Genomic DNA, 17,932 nt, shown 5'->3' with positions numbered 1-17,932 from the left:
CACAATCTCAAATATACTTATATAAAATAAATACTACCTCTTTTCACAAAATCAGTAAATTAAAAAAAGGATGCTTTTATACAAAAGTATCCTTTTTCGTCCCTTATCTATTTAATATGAAATTTACTAAAAGTAAATCCTAGTTTCTCCACATAATCCATTCCTAGTTCCATACGCGCTGTTTTCAGCGGATCCACAACTTGGCAAACTTTTAAATTACCTGCTGCCGATAATAAAAGCGTTGCATCAGCTTTAGACATTGCTAATTCTTCATGTAAAAATGTCACCATATTACGTACAGCACGATTTGCTGCATCATCTAACAATTTCTCTGAAGCAATCGTCATCATTTTTTCTTTTTGAATAGCCATTGGTAATGGCCATTGTTTTCCTTTTATAATTTGAACTGTTACCGTTACCTCACCAGCAACCTCTACACCACTAACACCAATTTCACCATCACCCATTGCTGCGTGTAAATCACCTAATGCTAATAGTGCTCCTGGGACATTAACTGGTAGTAGTAATGTTGTTCCTTCTTTAATTTCTTTACAGTCCATATTCCCGCCGTGATCATGCGGTGTGCCACATGAAATGCTCTCTTCTTTCGGTGCAGTACCAATTACCCCAATCATTGGATTAATCGGGATTTGTAGTTCACTTGAAAACAAAACATATTCATTATGTATTGGGACAATTTTCACTGTATTTTCATTTAACTCATCACCCATTACACCAAGGTTTGCACCTGTAGTTAAAACGCCCTGCTCTGCAATTTCAATTTTTTCAATCGTTACGACTAATATATCGCCAGGTTCTGCTCCTTTAACATATACAGGTCCAGTCGCTGGATTAATTCGGTTCCAATCTAATTCTTGTAACACAACATCTTCAGAATCGATTTGATTTTCAAAGCAATCATATGTTTCAAATACAAGACTGCTCCCAATTTCTACTTCCATACACGGCTTATTTTCTGGTGACATTGAGTAAATGATATGGTCTTTATGAATTCGATACATAATACCTCTCCCTTTTATATTTATCTACTATTACTAATTAGCTTTTTTTATACAAGCTCCTCTTAAAATTAAATGTTATTTTTATGTAAAAAAGCACGCAGATTGTTTTATAACATACACTCTTTACTATAACAGAAAGGTGGTATCACTATGCCCCTTATTCCATACAACGAAAGTGATGTTGATTTACTAGCTCGATTAATTCGTGCTGAAGCTGAAGGCGAAGGTCGCCAAGGTGAGGAGTTAGTTGGATGCGTTGTAGTAAACCGTGTATTTTGTGATTGCTTAGATTTTAAACAACTCCGTACCGTACGAGACGCTGTATATCAAAGCCCCGGCGGATTTGAAGCAGTACAATATGGATATTTTTATCAACGCGCTCGTGAATCAGAAAAAGAAATCGCACGAAAAGTTTTACAAGGTCAATGGCGCTGGCCTGCACGATGGGCTCTTTGGTATTTCCGTCCAGTTGGAGCTTGTCCGCCTGAATGGTATAATCAGCCATTTGTAGGACAGTTTAAAAGCCATTGTTTTTATGAACCAAGTGGTGATGAATGTCCGAAAATGTATTCACGATAGTAAAATTTGCAACGCAAGTACTTAGAAATTTTGGTACTTGCGTTGCTTTTAACTGTGTTTTAGAAATCTAATAGTGTGATGAAATTTTCTATGCCTACTACATGTATTAATAATGGTATACGAGGACCATTTGATTGATTCATAATGAGCTTATATATAATAGTGAATAATTGTTTTTGATTTTCTTTCATTATTTTTTTATTTTCATGATGACAAATCGCATATAATTGCTCCATTAAGTTAGAGTAATCTTTATTAGAACGAAGTATTTTACAAACTTCTACTAGCCATTCTTTCTGCCTTTCATCTAATGTGTAGTAAAACTCTGCATTTTTCTCCTCATTTACCGCGATTAATTTTTCAAATTGAAAGTTTCTTATCCAATACTCTGCGCGATTACTTATCGCTCTCATTTCATCTAATGCATAGCTCCTATCTATTTTCTTTAATATCCCCTGTAAAATAGTTGAATCAAAATTTAATAATGGTAACGTTCCTGCTACTTGATTAAATTTCGGATATTCTTTAATCTCACTATCAACTCTAGAGATTTTAATTGCATCAAATAAATCTTCATTTTTGAGCGTTTTATTTTCATAACTATCTTTCAATCGCTCATACTCTGTATAATTACGAATCACATCTTCATCCAACCCAATATGAAAAGCAGCGCCTGGTTTGTATTTTGCAAACATAAAGAGAATTACTTCTGGTATATACACTTTCAATAAATTGCTTGGTGTAATACTATTCCCTGAAGAACTAGACATTTTTTCATGATTCCCTTTAATACCAATAAAATCGTAAGCAACGTAATGAGGCGCTTCTCGATTGAATATTTTCCTTGCAATTTCTTTTGATACATTATAACTACCCGTTTCTGATGAATGATCTCTACCGCCCGGTTCAAAAATAACATCCTCTATCATCCATCTCATCGGCCAATCGATTTTCCAGTTTAGTTTCATTTTATTTGTATTTAATACGGATAACTCTTTTTCATTTCCGCATTCACATTCATACCGGACTGTTTTTAATACTTCATCAAAATGTGTAATAGTTGTTGTATCTTTTCCGCATCTCTCACAATATAATGTAGCTGGATAAAAGCTCTCTCGTTCTTCTTCACTACACTCTCTAGTTTTAAAACCCATTAAAATATCATATATTTCTTTTCGTTTATACAAGGCCTCTAATATATTTTCGTTATACCTTCCGCTTCTATATTCATCATGTTGATAAATAAATTCTACTTCAATTCCAAATGCTTGAAGCGATTTTTCAAACTCTTTTTCAAAATGCTCCGCATACGAGTTATGACATCCATACGGATCTGGAATATCACAGTATGGCATACCAATATACTTTGCAAAAGATGGATCAATATTTTTTGGAACTTTTCTAAACCTATCATAATCATCCCACGAAAATATAAAACGAGTCTTTTTCCCTAAATCTTGAAGTGCTCTTACTACGAAATAAGTCGTTACGATTTCACGAAAGTTCCCAATATGAACAGAACCTGACGGACTAATTCCAGATGCACAAACAAACTTTTCTTTATTTGGATGTTTCCTAATTAATTCATGTGCTACTTCATACGCCCAATGCATATATTACTCACCTCAATTATTTTTTGTTTCTCATTTCCAGTTTTATGCAACAAAAAAACTCCCACCCCCCAAGATTATTCATCTTGAGGACGAGAGTTGTTAGCTTCGCGGTACCACCTCAGTTTGTTAATATGTCACCATATTAACCTCTTCAGGTACGGCAAAATATGCTTATACCCTATCTCTATAACGGGAGAACCCGTCGCACCATCCCTAAATAAATTAGTTCCTTGCGCAGCTCCAAGTCTTTTTTCATTAAGATGTATACCGCTCTTTCTCAGCTACCAGAGCTCTCTGTACGTATTCTTTCTTAACTACTCTTCTCTTCTATGCCTTAAATATTAGTTTTTTAATATGATAATTTATAACACTTTTATTGTCAAACTTTTCCGAATCGAAATCGTAAAATTATCTAAAAAAATTCTTTATCGCTTCTAATTGAATTTTGTGGCTACACTCATCACAACAATATGCCCCTTTTGGTTTCTCTTTAAATCGCTTATATTTTTCACTGCCTTCGTAAACACGAAATATATTCTTACAAGAAAAGCAAACAATCTCATAAAACATCATATGCATTTTCCTCTCCTTGTTTATACACTTTTTTAATCACTTGAGAAGGTCATTTTTCTACAGTATAAATTTTAATATCCTTTGACTAAAAGGTTTACCTCTATTCTTATCGAATTATATTAATATCTTATAACGCGAGGTGAACATCTTGTTCAGTAATATAGAATTAGTTTTAGATGCTAAAGCAAGTTTAGCTGAAGGACCATGTTGGAATGGAAAAAAGCAACTTTTATATTGGGTTGATATTATGGAGAGAAAATTATGCATATATAATCCTACCGCTAATACGAACCGAGTAATTGTTCTCAATCAACAAATTGGCTGTGTTGTTCCATATTTAGAGGATGTACTACTCTTAGCTATGGAAAACGGCTTTTATTCTATTAATGTAAATACAGAAAAACTGACACATATTTTTGACCCTGAACCACATTTAATAGAAAATCGTTTCAATGATGGAAAATGTGATCCAGCTGGTCGTTTCTGGGCAGGTTCTACAGATACATACGGTATGAATGCTGCAGGTTCCTTGTATTGTTTACATCATAATTTAAGTGTAGAGAAAAAAGTTTCACATGTAAATACATCAAATGGAATTGCTTGGTCACCTGATCATACATACTTTTACTTTATAGATACACCTACTAAAAAAGTGGTTCGCTATCAATATAATATACGTACTGGAGACATTCATAATCCAAGTGATGTAATCAATTTCTCTGAAAATGATGGTCTACCTGATGGTATGACAATTGACGAAGAAGGTTGTTTATGGATTGCACATTGGGGAGGTTCAAAAATAACTAGATGGAATCCCTCTACTGGAGAACAAATATTAAGCATTCCAATTCCCGCGTTATATGTAACATCATGTACATTTGGTGGGCCTAATTTAACAGATTTATATGTTACAACAGCCAGAACAAGAATGAGTGATAACGAATTAAAAGAGTATCCACATGCTGGTGGTATTTTTCGAATTCAAACAAATGTTAAAGGCTGTCCCACCTATTCATTTTGCAATAAAAATATTGGAGCTGAAACAATGTGAACCGTATCGATTACATAAGACAAGAAGAAAAGAAATATCACGACCTTTGCTATGAACAATATAAACTGTTTGAAGCTGGCTCTTGGCTTTTCAAACCAGTTAAAACGGTTATGGACTTGATGAACCACTTTGACGGACAAAACAACTTGCAAGTACTTGACCTTGGCTCTGGCGTTGGGAGAAATAGCATTCCAATTGCAAAAAAAATAAAAAATACTAGCGGCACCGTTACATGTGTTGATTTACTTAATTCCGCTTTAACAAAGCTACAAATTTATAGCAAAGAACATGATGTATGCGAGGCTATAAAAACAGAAGAAGCAGCAATTGAAAACTATCATATTGACTCTAACGCTTATGATTATATCGTTGCAGTATCAAGTTTAGAACATGTCAGATCAGAAGAAGATTTTAAAAATGTACTCCACTCTATGAAAAGAGGTACAAAAAACGGCGGTATTAATTGTTTAATTATTAACTCTAACATACAAGAAATTGATTCAATAACGAATGAAGAATTAGAAGCTTTAATTGAAATTAATCTTTCAACCGAAGAAATGATAAGTACTTTAAAAAGCATTTATAAAGAATGGAAAGAACTAAAAGTTGAAATAAAAGAATTAGCTTATGATATTGTTCGAAATGAAAGACACATTCAATTAAAAACAAATGCTATATCGTTTGTAGTTCAGAAATAATCGTATAATAAAGATATGATTATTTCTCTCATATTTATTTTTATTGCACGAAATTTGCAACTATAAATATTTATGAAACAAAAAATAAAAGAGCACTTGTTTCCGCAAGTGCTCTTTTGGGGATTTTGAGATACCCTATTAACGAAAGTTAAGGTTACTTAAAGTTAAAAGGTATTTATATTATATGCTTGTCCTTTTTATTTGTGCATAATCAATATATAAACATCTTTAATCATTCTTAATAACTTTTAGTTATCGTTCTTTCTTACATTTTATCATTAAGAAATTGATTGAAGGTTTATTTGCCATGTTCTTATTTGGTTCATCAATTTCCGAAACTTGTACTAATCTATATTGATTAAAATCTTTTTTTATAGATTCAGAATCATAAAAGAACATTTTTACACCTTCCATTATCTCATAATAATCTTTATCCAACTGTTTTCCTTTTCCGTACATGGGAGCTTTTTTAGAAACAGTTGTAAAAACCATATATCCGCCTGGTTTTAACTGATTATAACAATCTTCAATAAATTTCTCTCTTTCCTGTTCATTCAACAAATGAAGAAGTGCATGACTAAATATCCCATCATACAGTTTATTATCAAAAGGCATTTCGTTTACTGAACCGTGATACATACTAACATCTTCTAGTCCGTTTTCTCTTGCTAAATCGATTGCTGTTTTTGAAATTTCAATACCTGTTACATTTATACCATTATCGATAAAAACCTTTGCATTTCTTCCATATCCAATACCCGGAACTAATATATTCTTAACGTTCTTTTCAAGAAAAAAATCTTTTGTCAAAATTGCAGATTCTGTAGGTTCAAATCCCCACATCGTTTGTTTTTCGATAAAACTTGATTCCCAAAATTCCATTATGTATCTATCTCCTTATTTTCAATCCATTTTTAGTATCACATGAAAAACTTATAAATTTTAACGCTGCGTCTACCTATGCCAAATTAGTTTTTTACCACATTCACTATAAGTCCATTGAATATAGCACAATTATAAGCCTATATCTATTATAATGATTGGTTTAAAATCCACCCTATTTTATTAATCCTTACGTTTGTAGAAAAATAAAAAAGCCAATACTTCCGTTATAGTATTGGCTTTTTCTCACGAGAAATTATCTTTTTATATTGTACCGATCTAATACTTTTTCTAACATTTCTAAAGTTATTGGTTGTGCTTCTTTTATTAATTGATAACCAATACGACCATTCGGTTCCGCTGTAACTTGCTGTAAACTCTTTACGTCATGAATCCCTTTTTCTCTTAATTGCATATAAAGTTGTTGTTCCGACATTTTTGCCTGCATCAAATTCTCTTTTACAATCTCTCCGTTTTCAACAATTATAATGCTACTTCCATTTAAAAATTGTTCCACCTTCCTTGATTTCAATTCAAAGAAATGAATGATAAGTAATATGCTTGCAAATATGATAGCCGCGAATATAGATGGGACTACTTTTCTACTTAATACAGGTTCTACAATAATACGGCCAATTGATACAACTATAATGATTTCAGCTCTTGTCATTTGGCTCACAGATGTACTACCTGTCATTTTCAAAACAATTATTCCAGTAAAAGTTAATATAATACTTTCCCAAATTATATTCATAATAACCCAATCCTTTAATGGTGTATTTTACTATCATTCCCATTAAAGGTATGTTTTACTTACCTATTAAGTTGTTAAATCCTTCAGACCATGATGGAAATAAAGGTGTCCATCCATACTCTTTACGTGCCTTATTATTGGAAGCTCCTCTTTCCCAACTATTTTTCCCATCTTGAACTTTAGGCTTATGTGCCCCTATCGCTGCTGCATATATTGGTAACCATTCTTTACTAGTTGCTGGATAATTATCTACAATATTTACGATTCCTGAAGGCCAATTAAGGGATAGCATAGTAGCTCTTGCAGCATCTTCAACATGTATAAACGAGCTTATCCCGTCTGATGCGATAATTTCATTATTACGAACTTGATTTGCTATTAATCCGTTTTCCGCATACCATGTTCCTGGTCCGTATAATGTGCCGTAACGAAGTATAACCGATTCAGGTAACTCAGTAACAGCTTTTTCTAATTTCAATATGCCATTAACAGTGACTTGCCGAGGCATAGAAGCAGTAATATGTAGTGAGTCTTTTTCAGTCGCAAATGTATCCCCTGGTTCATACGCCCATGAAATACTTTGAGCGATTATTTTCTGTACCCCTACATTTTTAGCGGCATCGATAAGGTTACGAGTGCCTTTTGTTCTAATTTTTGCATTATCCTCAAAATTCCATGATGACAATGACGTTAATTGATGAATAACTACATCGGGATTTGTTTCTTCTAATACAGAAAATACAGCCTCTCTATTAAATACATCAGCTATTACTGGTATGGCACACACCCTTTTCATTGCTTCTACTTGCGAAGTATTACGAATCATCGCAAACACCGTATGCCCATTTTTTATTAACATTGGCAATAAAGAACGTCCTATTACACCAGTTGCACCTGCTACAAATATTTTCATATATGTTCCTCCTCATTTAATAATCATAAATGTGACGAAACATTTGTAAGGTATGTGACAAATATTTGCTCATTTTTTCGTTATTCATATGAAACATATACTTTTAATGGTTTAATTATCCCTAAACTCAATTCATCAAAACATTGTATGAGTGAAGTATAATGTATTTCATGTTGAAAGATCTCCTCTATAAATGGTGTTTTTCCTATTTCTTCAAAAAACCAATCTGCATGTTTTTGATAATCGTATCCGTCACTTGATCCAATAATTTGTAATTCTTTCTGATAAAAGTTAGCAGTTAATGTTAGTTCTTCTATATTACCATCAGACAGTATACATATTTTACCATTAGTTTTAAGAGCTTTTTGCAAAGTATGGAACCCACTATTTGTAGCAGAACATTCGAAACCATAATTATATGTTTCTATTATTTTCTCTTCTGAATCATATATGTTTTTCGTACCAAACTTCTTTGCAAAATCTCTTCTATTTTTATTAGGCTCAACAACATCCACATGCTCAATGCCTACATAGTATTTTAAGAAATAACAAGCGAGTAAACCAATAACTCCCATTCCAATTATAAGTACTTTTTCATCCTGTCGCGGGTTTAGTTTCAATACTCCTTTAGCGGCATCACATGAAAGAATAGATAATAAAGCAATTTTAGGTTGTATAGAACTAGGCACTCGAATTACTTTATGCGCCTTAACTATCCCTATCGTTTCATGTCCATAAAAAGAAACTACTTTATCACCTACGTTTACATGTGTTACTTGATTACCAACTTCAATCACTTCACCATAACTTTCATATCCAGTTTTTCTTGGATAAAAAGGATGCGGATCTGTAACATCGGATCCATTATACTGTGGTAACTCGGCCCCAATGCTTATCGATCCTGCGATTGTTTTAACGATAATTTCATCGTCCTGTATGTCCTTAATTTCATTTGTTTCCCACTTAAGTTGTTTAGGCCCTTTTACAATTAACTTATATTGTTCCATTTATATCCTCTCTTTTTATAAAGATGTTATAAGTAATATTGTTATCCATCTAAATTTCGACTAAATTTATTTACCTAATAGATGATAAATTACCCTTGCCCACGTTTATACCTTTAATGCTCCTGTACCTTTCTGTTCAGCGTCTAATACTTCAAGATTACTATTCTGATAACATTTTAAGAAAAGTCGTTGCCGCCCAAATGAAATACGCAAGTTGCGTCACGATATACATCGTAATTTCAAAACCTGTAAGCTTTCTTTCCCTTTTTATTTTCTTTAAATATTTATAAAAACAAAATGAACATAAGATCAGTAAAACAATAGACATTTGATATAGATTATCCACTAAAAGAACTGCCATTTATTTCATCACCTTTCCAATAGAAAGCGGGCTATAGTTCAAGCATACCATAAAAAAGGAATTAATTACCATGTAGTCCAGAGCAAATATTACCCAATTAAAACCAGTCACCTTTTTGAATTTATTCAATACAATGTTATGTAATCGACTACACACGATATAATAGGAGATTACTTTCTTTCACTGCAAATGCTTAGGAGGAAGTTGTACATGCAATTGATTCATAACATAAGAAAGGCATTTAATAACCTATGTAACTACGATACGTTCAATTTAATACACACTATTCAATCATTAAATATTTCACTTCATAAAATAGCTCCTTTTATTACTTCACCAGTTAATCTTGAATACGGAAGGAACGTTATCTATCAGTCTGAATTCGTAGAGATTTTAGTATTAAATTTCCCCAGCAAAGCAAAGACCTTTGTGCACGATCATGGAATATCTGTAGGATGTATACTAATAGTCAATGGTACGTTACAAAATATAACGTACGAAAATAATAGCGAGCGGATTGAAGAGTTTACAGAGGGAAATATTTTCACAGTAAAAAAAGATACTGTGCATAAAATGTATAATGCTACAGATTCAGCAGTAATAACTTTCCACGTATATTCCCCACCATTAAAAGATGTCCAAATATATGAATAGTCTTTAGAAGGAGGAAATATGCAAAATTTGAAAGATTACTATATAAAGAGCTTACAAGATGGTCGTAACGTTTGGCTCTATGGACAAAAAGTAGATGTAACTACAGACAAACATTTTGCAGGAACATTAAGTACCATTTCTAATTTATTTACATTGTTTGATGATCCAATACGAAGAGATTCTGTTGGATATGTTAGTCCAAAAACGAAAGAATTTGTCCATACAGCCTTTTTAGTTCCGAATTCCTATAACGAATTATTAATGAGGAGAACCGCTTTTGAAACGTGGAGTTATGCTACAGACGGTGTAATGAGTAGACTATCTGATTACGCAAGATCGAGACTTACTGGCTGGTACGTATCAAAATATTTTTATAAAAAATTCGATGCACAGTTTCCAGATAAAATTACATCTTATTATGAAGAAGCAAGAGATAATCACTTATTCTTAAGCGTAGTTCAACGTGATCCACAAATAAATCGATCTACAGAATCAATGTTGAATACAAACGACTTAGGATTACTAAGAGTTACGAAAAAAACTTCTGATGGAATTTATTTAAGTGGTGCTAAAATGATTGGTACTGCTTCTCCTTATTCAAATGATTTATTAATCTATCCATTAGCAAAACTGACTGATACTCAAAAAGATTTAGCTCACTTTCTCATCGTGGCAGCCAATTCCCCTGGATTACATATGGTTTGTAGAGAACCATTTGCGAATACACATTCAATTACAGTTGATTCCCCTCTTAGCTCACAGTACGATGAAATGGATGCACTATTAATCTTTGATAATGTATTTGTACCATGGGAACGAGTCTTACTATATAACAACCCTGAAGCGTTATGGGCAATAAAGTCAGATGTAGCTTCTAGTAGTTTAGCTTATCACCAAGCAATTGTACGATTAGTAGTAAAGCTAGAATTTATAACTGCAATTGCTTGTGAAATTGCTGAAGCGATCGGTGCTACTACTTATTTGCATGTTCAAGAGAAGCTTGGGGAATTAATTATGCAAATCGAAACAATTCGCGCACTTTTAATTGCTGCAGAAGTTGAAGGTACTACAAATGAAACGAAAACTTATTTGCCGAATTTTAAATATATCGAAACTGCAAGGAATCTTGGTTCCAAATATTATCCCCGTGCAATAGAAATTTTACAATTAATTGGAGCAGGTGGGTTCATTCAACTTCCTTCGAGCTCGAATGACTTCCAAAGTCCGATAGCTAATTTATTGAAAAAGCACTTTAAAGGAACGAATATAGATGCCGAACAAAGCACAAAATTATTTAAGTTAGCCTGGGATATCATTGGAAGTCCATTAGGATCTAGACACGAATTGTATGAAAGATTTTATGCCGGAGATCCAATACGAAATACAGCTACGCAATATGTAAATTATGATAAAAATCATTTTAAAAAGATGCTAAGTAAATATTTACATTAATGAAAAAGAGCACTCTTTTCTAAGAGCGCTCTTAAAAAACATATAGTTATTCAGTTACATATATAGTTGCTCCGTCCACAACTGCTACTTTTCTCTGTAATGGTTTCATTTTATTCACCTTTAGTTTTCTTCTTACACATGATTCTTATCATATTTTCTCGTATAGACTTCCCCATTCTGAGTAACTAATTTTAATGCAATTTCACCACAAACTCCATGTGGTATTTCAAATTCACCTTGTGCATTTGAAATACTACGCATCTTACTTTCAATTGAATCTTCATAAATTTTCACATTAGTTATAGGTTCGTTATTTTAATCTACGATAATACCTCTTGAATACTTTGCAACTGCTATGCATTCTCTTTTTTTATATTTAGCCACAACCATTACACCAACTACTATAGCGCTACATACAAACAAGAGAATGATTTTTCGCCTCAAAACCAAACAAACCTCCTAATTCAAATTATTCTTTTCTAAACTGAAAATTAAACTGTCTTAATTGCTTGATTTCCCCAATTACTTTACGAATACCTTCTTCAATCTTATCTTCTTTTACATTCGAAACATTTAACTTTAATAGTTTTTCTTTAGGGAAATTCCTCATATAATTCTTATCAATAGTATCGACACTTATTTGCCTGTCACCTAATTTTTGTATAAGTGTTTCTGTAACTGTGTTTTTCTGCATTTCTAAACAAGTGTGTATTCCAAATGTGTTTTGTCTATTATATGTAAATAATGATGGATCTTCATTTTGCACTTTTTCTAATGTTTCTGCTAGTTTTATTGATCTATTATAGTAGGAAGAATTAATTTTACTTTTATGACGTTCAAACATACCGCTCTTTATATAAATTTCTAAAGCCGCTTGAGAAATCATCGGACTATCAATATCTAGTATCTTTTTGTATGTATAGAACGCATTTGCAATGGATGGTGGAATGACCGCAACTCCAACCCGTAAACCTGGAAAAATAATCTTCGAATAACTTTTCAAATATATGACATGACTACAATTATCCAAGCTATATAATGGATCTGCTTTTGAATCAGTTTCTAAATCTGCTAAATAATCATCTTCCACTATAAATACATTGTATTTCTTAGCCAATAGTGTGATTTTTTCTTTCTCATCTTTAGAATAAGACGTTCCAAGCGGATGATGATATCTCGGTATCGTATAGAAGAATTTTATTTTTCCGGTTTGAAATATTTGCTCCAATTCATTCAAATCGATACCTTCATTCGTACGTTTAATACCGATTACAGGAACTTTATTTATTTCTAGATAATCAATATATAGATGATATGTTGGTTGTTCAATTAATACAGTTTCATTTCCATTCGGAAATGGTATAGAAGTTAATATAGCAAGTGCCTGCTGAACACCGGATGTTATAAAAATATTTTCTTCTTTTGTAAAGACTTGATAATTTGCTAGTTGTTTTTGAATAACTGGTATTAAAGATGGTAAGCCTTTCGGCGTTCCATATACAAACAAATCATTTTTATACGTATCAATAGCCTTATTAATACAATGTTGAAAATCTAAATACGGAAAAACATCTGGATCTGGTGCTGAGGAGGCAAAATCAATTATCTCGTTATTTTCTATAGTACTCTCTGATTTTTTAACAACGTAGTATCCACTTTGAGGGACAGAATATATAATGTGACGCTTTTCTAATTCATGAAGCGCACGTATAACTGTTGCCTTATTACATTCATATTGCGTAACGAGTGACCGTATAGACGGTAATTTCTTTCCTTCTCTTATTTCTCCATTTTGAATCATATTTTCTATGTCGTTTAAAATATGTAAATACTTATACATCTTACACCTCCTTCAGTAATTCTATATTTAATTATATCGTTTTTTCATTCATATAGCATTCATTCCTCAATTAGTTAATTTTCCGATCATCTATATCGTAAATCCCAATAGCATATGAATCATTTTCAATCCATTTCTTTACTGCTTCTGTTTTAAGTACAACTTCAACTTCTTTTTCTATTTTCTGTCCAAGTTCTCTCGCCCCTACTTCATCATCGCTAATCTTAGTTTTTATATCAATGGTAACAGGTTGATTCTTTTTATAATTTATTTGCTGAATACCAAACCCTTCATATCCATTTTTTCTGAATACGTCATCAAATATATGTCCAAAAACTTGATTCCATCTACTCTCTGCCTTTACAACTTCTCTATTTCTTTGAGTTATATTGATTTTATAAGACGTTACACCTTGTATCACCAATCTTTTATTAATATCATTTTTTATTTCGTTACTATCTTCGCTATCAGCAATCTCTAAATCTAATATTCTTTCTTTTTCATCTCTTATAGCAGCACTAAAAAAAAGATTCCTCCTTTACCGCTGCTGTGGCAATATCCATCACTATAGAATCTTCACTTTTAGCATCTTCAATGTCATTCTCACAGGCACATAATAAAGCAAGTGGAAATAAAAATACAAGTAACTTCTTTCCCTTTCTCATGCAGCACCCCTCCATATATTTTCATTTACGATAAACTTTTTACTTTGACATATAAATACCTTCTTTAATTATTAAATTTAACATTATTTCACATTTACCCCACTTAACAAGGGAATTACAATTAATAAATAGAATATCTCTATGAATAAATAAAAAGTGAGGGATATATAATGCAACGTGTAAATACGATTGATATTAGTAATGTACTACAATTGGAAAAAACTCTTTCGACTTTATTAAATAAAATGATTTCTTCAAAACTAGACCTTGAAAATTGGTTAAAAGAGCAGTCAAAAGTAATTTGGGACATCGAAGAACAATTAAGATCACATTACATCGCCTTTCAATGTAATACGGATGATGAAGAAATAAAGGATACTTTTGAACATGATCAACAATTTGTAAAGCCACTTTTAAAGCGATACCAAAATTTATTGGATAATAAATATTTAGAGTCACCTTTTCGAATGGAATTAGATTCTAATGTATATGGTTTATTAGATACAAAAATAAAAAATGCTCAAAAGTTATTTTGTGAGGAAAATATCGAATTAGAAATAAAGGAAGACAAATTAGTCACAGAGTACTTTGAAATCACTGGAGGATTAAGTGGAATTTGGGACGGAGAAGAAAAAACGATAACAGAATTACAATCCTATTTACAAGATTCGAATCGTGACACCCGTAAAAAGGCAAAAACCATTATTTCTGAACAATTTTTATCTGTTGAAAAAGAACTCCAAAACATATTAAATCAATTAATTGAAATTCGCCATCAAAAAGCAAAAAATATTCAACTAGAGAATTATCGCGATTATATGTTCAAAAAATACGAGCGTTTTGATTATTCAGCGATAGATTGCTATGAACTAGCTGAATCCATACGTAAGTATGTTGTGCCTCTTAAAGATAAAATATTGCTAGAGAAAAAAGATAAACTGCAATTGGATACACTTCGCCCGTGGGATGTATCAGCTGTAACTCCAGATCAAAAAGTACTTAAACCTATTGCAAATGAAAATGATTTAATTGAAAAGAGCACTCATATCTTTAATAAACTAGATGTTGAATTTTCAGCACTTTTAAACCGAATGTATAAACACAATTGTCTTGATTTAACAAGCCGCAAAGGAAAAGCAGCTGGTGGCTTTTGTGAGTACTTACCAGCTTCACAATTATCTTATATTTTTATGAACTTAAATTATACACAAGATGATATTGTCACTTTTATACATGAAATGGGTCATAGTATTCATAACGAACTCATAAAACCATTAAAATTACGACAGTATATAGAAATTCCAGCTGAAACAGCTGAGCTAGCCAGTATGACAATGGAGTTATTCTCGCTTAATTATTGGGATACCTTCTATACAGACAAAAAAGATTTAAAACAAGCAAAAATTAACTTCTTTAAAGATGTTATTTCATATTTACCTATTATGCTTATTGTCGATCAATTTCAACACTGGCTGTATGAAAATCCAAGTCATACTTCTAAAGAAAGAAATGAAAAATACTTACAACTTCAAAAACATTATCAGTCTAGCGTCATACATATTGATGGCTACGAAAACTGGATAGCAACGAGTTGGTTACCTGTACTCCATATTTTTGAAGTACCATTTTATTATATTGAATATGCGATCGCCCAACTTGGTGCATTACAAATGTATAAACAATATAAAGAGGATCCTAAGCAAGCGCTAGAAAATTATAAAAAGGCATTATCACTAGGAAGCTCGCAATCTATAAAAGAAGTGTATGATGCAGCCGGTATTCGTTTTGATTTTTCTGGTGAAACAATTAAAGAACTAATGCTATTTGTAGAAAAAGAATTAGAATTACTTGAGCAATTATAAGAAGAAAGCTGCACCTATATTTTTGGTGTAGCTTTCTTCTTTATTTTATTAATCAGTTCTATGTACTGAGTATCTCCATATCCGATTGTAGGAAAAAGATGAAACAACTTCGTTAATAATTCTTGAGTTGATAAATCTTTATTTTTAGAAATGAATTTCATTACTGCATTATCTTCTGTTAACATTTCTAAAAATAAGTCTATAGCCTGATACATTACAGGTGGTACCTTATGGGAGGTCTTTTTATGGTTTACTAATACTTCATTGTATATAGAAGAATACTTCCCCAATTCAAGTTCAATTTGATTTACTTTAAATTCATCCTCTCTAAAGCTATTTAAGTATACCTTCCCTTCATAAACAGACTGTTCAAGGTGAGAAAGTATGGTAAGTAGGTTCATTTGACAAAACATATCTTCACCAAACCATAAAACAATACATTTATAATTTTTCGTAAAAAGTTTTTCTAACGGATCTATAACCTTTTTTGTATAACTTTCTACGGAACTGTTATGTCCTTCCGCTCTTGTTTTAATAAAATCCTCATCAAAAACTTGTGTAGTAGCAGGGTTCACACACATTGCCTCATTAAATGGTGCATAATCAGAATCACCCATTAGCTTTTCGTTTTTAAATTCTTCATACATAACTTGACCATTTAATATGTTAAGTACCTCTTTATCAAATAGCTCACTCTTCCTATCTCGTAACTGTTCAAACTCTATTTTTCTAGAAATATTCATTTTAAACGCCCCTTCTTTATTTAAATTTAGTTTAACAAATGATTGAATAGGCATTTTGTTAAGTTGATATTCTCTTGGATTCATTCCAAAAACATTTTTACATATTCGATTTAGCCGTTCCTATTTATAGTGCGATAGAATATTCATTTGCTGGAAATGGGAATATCGTTGACTATGAGTATTCTATTACAAAAGCACTATTTGAAGGCTACCAAAAGAGATGAAAGACAAGTTTCCGTTATTTATTAAATTAAAGGAGATTTTTGAATATAGCTTAATGCATATGTATTGGGATAAAGAAGAATTAACGGAGGAACAAGTACGGATTATGAACCTTTATAGGATGAAGATCGAAAATAAGAATACCTATATCAATATTTAAGAATGCTGTTGTTTAACTGCAAGGAAAATTTGGTTAAACAACAGCATTTATTAATTAGCTGACAGCCTTTTTTATGACTTATAAATACTGATTCAATAATCTTTTCAAATACACTTCATTTTGCGGTGATACTTTTTCAGAAAATCTAGCTGCAATAATTATAGGAGCCCATTGAAAAACTTCATCTCTTGATAAGCCGGTACGACTGCAATATATATGTAAATACATCTCAGCTAATTCTACCGTAGATTGTGAGTACAACAAATATGTTCGAAATACATCTGCGCGAATATCCCCTGAACTAGCATCTACCCAGTCTATAACTTTCACTTTCTCTTCCTTACTCAAAATTAAATTAAATGGATGGAAATCTCCATGACATAGCCTAAAATCAAATGTAATAGAATCTAATTTTAGTAATATGTTTTTCTTTTTGTTTTCATCCAATTTATGTACAGATTTAATTTGACTCTCTAACCTTTCCCTCATTAACTCCATTTCATCTGTATTTACATGTATAGCATGGATTTTTTTTTTGCTCATTAACACAAAGGCCGATATAACGCTCTGCCTCATTTAAATTATTAAGCAGAAGATCACCAATGTTGTCCCCTTTTACATGTTCCATAATAATTGCCTGTCTATTTTGTATCTTTATTACTTCAAATACGTTTGGAACTGGCAGCCCGCATGAATACGCATATTTTTGTTTTTTTGCTTCATTCATAGACTCTGTATCTGGGAGGTAATCTTTAAATAATTTTACAACCTTATCATCAGTTAAATAAATTTCTGCAGTATTCCCTTTTGCAATTGGATTACCTAAAACCACTTCATTTCTCCCCTTAACATAAATTAAAATAACACCTTGTACTTCTCTT

Annotated in this window: 16 protein-coding genes, 4 pseudogenes and 1 other annotated feature; of the genes and pseudogenes, 7 read left to right on the top strand and 13 right to left on the bottom strand. The window is 32.0% G+C overall.

Going from position 1 to position 17,932, the window contains the following annotated elements; genetic code table 11:
• Window positions 1-107: 107 nt before the first annotated feature.
• Window positions 108-1,022, bottom strand: coding sequence for an acetamidase/formamidase family protein (locus ACTFR3_RS00425; protein ID WP_017656684.1), 915 nt, complete (start codon window positions 1,020-1,022; stop codon window positions 108-110).
• 150 nt (window positions 1,023-1,172) lie between these two features.
• Between ACTFR3_RS00425 and ACTFR3_RS00420 the strand changes: the two genes are divergently transcribed.
• On the top strand, window positions 1,173-1,601 hold the full coding sequence (locus tag ACTFR3_RS00420; protein ID WP_001128402.1) for a cell wall hydrolase: 429 nt from the start codon (window positions 1,173-1,175) through the stop codon (window positions 1,599-1,601).
• Window positions 1,602-1,660: 59 nt separating this feature from the next.
• On the opposite strand, the gene lysS is transcribed toward ACTFR3_RS00420, so the two are convergent.
• Entirely contained in the window at window positions 1,661-3,214 is a 1,554-nt protein-coding gene (gene lysS, locus ACTFR3_RS00415; RefSeq protein WP_048538119.1) for a lysine--tRNA ligase, read from the bottom strand.
• Window positions 3,215-3,296: 82 nt separating this feature from the next.
• Window positions 3,297-3,553: a binding site (T-box leader), on the bottom strand.
• Window positions 3,554-3,622: 69 nt separating this feature from the next.
• Window positions 3,623-3,793, bottom strand: a complete 171-nt coding sequence (locus ACTFR3_RS00410; RefSeq protein WP_000551042.1) for a DUF2197 domain-containing protein — start codon at window positions 3,791-3,793, stop codon at window positions 3,623-3,625.
• Between the two features lie 142 nt (window positions 3,794-3,935).
• Here ACTFR3_RS00410 and ACTFR3_RS00405 point away from each other — a divergent pair, with 142 nt between their 5' ends.
• A complete protein-coding gene (locus ACTFR3_RS00405) occupies window positions 3,936-4,838 on the top strand; it encodes an SMP-30/gluconolactonase/LRE family protein (protein ID WP_000492433.1) in 903 nt (300 codons plus the stop codon).
• The gene (locus ACTFR3_RS00400) at window positions 4,835-5,536 is read left to right on the top strand and encodes a class I SAM-dependent methyltransferase (RefSeq protein WP_372468471.1); all 702 of its coding nucleotides are present in this window, start codon (window positions 4,835-4,837) and stop codon (window positions 5,534-5,536) included. The genes ACTFR3_RS00405 and ACTFR3_RS00400 overlap by 4 nt, the downstream gene beginning before the upstream one ends.
• Before the next feature lie 252 nt (window positions 5,537-5,788).
• On the opposite strand, the gene ACTFR3_RS00395 is transcribed toward ACTFR3_RS00400, so the two are convergent.
• The 5 genes from ACTFR3_RS00395 to ACTFR3_RS00375 form a co-directional block, all read right to left on the bottom strand.
• Window positions 5,789-6,418: a class I SAM-dependent methyltransferase gene (locus ACTFR3_RS00395; RefSeq protein WP_000397612.1), complete on the bottom strand. Its 630-nt coding sequence runs from the start codon at window positions 6,416-6,418 to the stop codon at window positions 5,789-5,791.
• 256 nt (window positions 6,419-6,674) lie between these two features.
• Complete coding sequence (locus ACTFR3_RS00390; protein ID WP_001021703.1) at window positions 6,675-7,172, bottom strand: DUF421 domain-containing protein; 498 nt, start codon at window positions 7,170-7,172, stop codon at window positions 6,675-6,677.
• Between the two features lie 55 nt (window positions 7,173-7,227).
• Window positions 7,228-8,085 carry an NAD-dependent epimerase/dehydratase family protein gene (locus ACTFR3_RS00385; protein ID WP_440044050.1) on the bottom strand — a complete coding sequence of 286 codons (858 nt, stop codon included), beginning with the start codon at window positions 8,083-8,085 and terminating at the stop codon, window positions 7,228-7,230.
• A gap of 80 nt (window positions 8,086-8,165) precedes the next feature.
• Window positions 8,166-9,092 carry a zinc-dependent alcohol dehydrogenase gene (locus ACTFR3_RS00380; RefSeq protein ID WP_078187661.1) on the bottom strand — a complete coding sequence of 309 codons (927 nt, stop codon included), beginning with the start codon at window positions 9,090-9,092 and terminating at the stop codon, window positions 8,166-8,168.
• Window positions 9,093-9,252: 160 nt separating this feature from the next.
• Window positions 9,253-9,453, bottom strand: coding sequence for a hypothetical protein (locus tag ACTFR3_RS00375; protein WP_000279688.1), 201 nt, complete (start codon window positions 9,451-9,453; stop codon window positions 9,253-9,255).
• A 210-nt stretch (window positions 9,454-9,663) separates the two neighbouring features.
• Between ACTFR3_RS00375 and ACTFR3_RS00370 the strand changes: the two genes are divergently transcribed.
• Both ACTFR3_RS00370 and ACTFR3_RS00365 read left to right on the top strand, forming a co-directional pair.
• Entirely contained in the window at window positions 9,664-10,107 is a 444-nt protein-coding gene (locus tag ACTFR3_RS00370; protein ID WP_001176009.1) for a cysteine dioxygenase, read from the top strand.
• An 18-nt stretch (window positions 10,108-10,125) separates the two neighbouring features.
• Entirely contained in the window at window positions 10,126-11,559 is a 1,434-nt protein-coding gene (locus tag ACTFR3_RS00365) for a 4-hydroxyphenylacetate 3-hydroxylase family protein (RefSeq protein WP_440044049.1), read from the top strand.
• A 132-nt stretch (window positions 11,560-11,691) separates the two neighbouring features.
• Here the strand turns inward: ACTFR3_RS00365 and ACTFR3_RS00360 are convergent.
• The 3 genes and pseudogenes from ACTFR3_RS00360 to ACTFR3_RS00350 form a co-directional block, all read right to left on the bottom strand.
• Window positions 11,692-12,003: pseudogene (locus tag ACTFR3_RS00360) on the bottom strand (hypothetical protein).
• A 25-nt stretch (window positions 12,004-12,028) separates the two neighbouring features.
• A complete protein-coding gene (locus ACTFR3_RS00355; RefSeq protein WP_078187660.1) occupies window positions 12,029-13,399 on the bottom strand; it encodes an aminotransferase-like domain-containing protein in 1,371 nt (456 codons plus the stop codon).
• Between the two features lie 70 nt (window positions 13,400-13,469).
• Window positions 13,470-14,064: pseudogene (locus tag ACTFR3_RS00350) on the bottom strand (DUF4030 domain-containing protein).
• 170 nt (window positions 14,065-14,234) lie between these two features.
• On the opposite strand from ACTFR3_RS00350, the gene ACTFR3_RS00345 reads away from it, so the two are divergent.
• Window positions 14,235-15,926 (top strand): M3 family oligoendopeptidase, encoded by a 1,692-nt coding sequence (locus ACTFR3_RS00345; protein ID WP_074047730.1) that lies wholly within the window; start codon window positions 14,235-14,237, stop codon window positions 15,924-15,926.
• 14 nt (window positions 15,927-15,940) lie between these two features.
• Here the strand turns inward: ACTFR3_RS00345 and ACTFR3_RS00340 are convergent, their stop codons facing one another.
• The gene (locus ACTFR3_RS00340) at window positions 15,941-16,753 is read right to left on the bottom strand and encodes a hypothetical protein (RefSeq protein ID WP_001069556.1); all 813 of its coding nucleotides are present in this window, start codon (window positions 16,751-16,753) and stop codon (window positions 15,941-15,943) included.
• Between the two features lie 2 nt (window positions 16,754-16,755).
• Between ACTFR3_RS00340 and ACTFR3_RS00335 the strand changes: the two are divergent.
• Window positions 16,756-17,051: pseudogene (locus ACTFR3_RS00335) on the top strand (protein kinase); the annotation flags it as partial.
• 78 nt (window positions 17,052-17,129) lie between these two features.
• Here ACTFR3_RS00335 and ACTFR3_RS00330 read toward each other — a convergent pair.
• Window positions 17,130-17,883, bottom strand: a pseudogene (locus ACTFR3_RS00330) (aminoglycoside phosphotransferase family protein).
• Window positions 17,884-17,932 lie beyond the last annotated feature (49 nt).

The sequence above is a fragment of the Bacillus cereus group sp. MYBK14-1 genome, from assembly GCF_051916885.1.
Classification (GTDB): Bacteria; Bacillota; Bacilli; order Bacillales; family Bacillaceae_G; genus Bacillus_A; species Bacillus_A cereus.
Note: the sequence above shows the minus strand (reverse complement) of the source record. Positions and strands in the feature narration are given on the sequence as shown.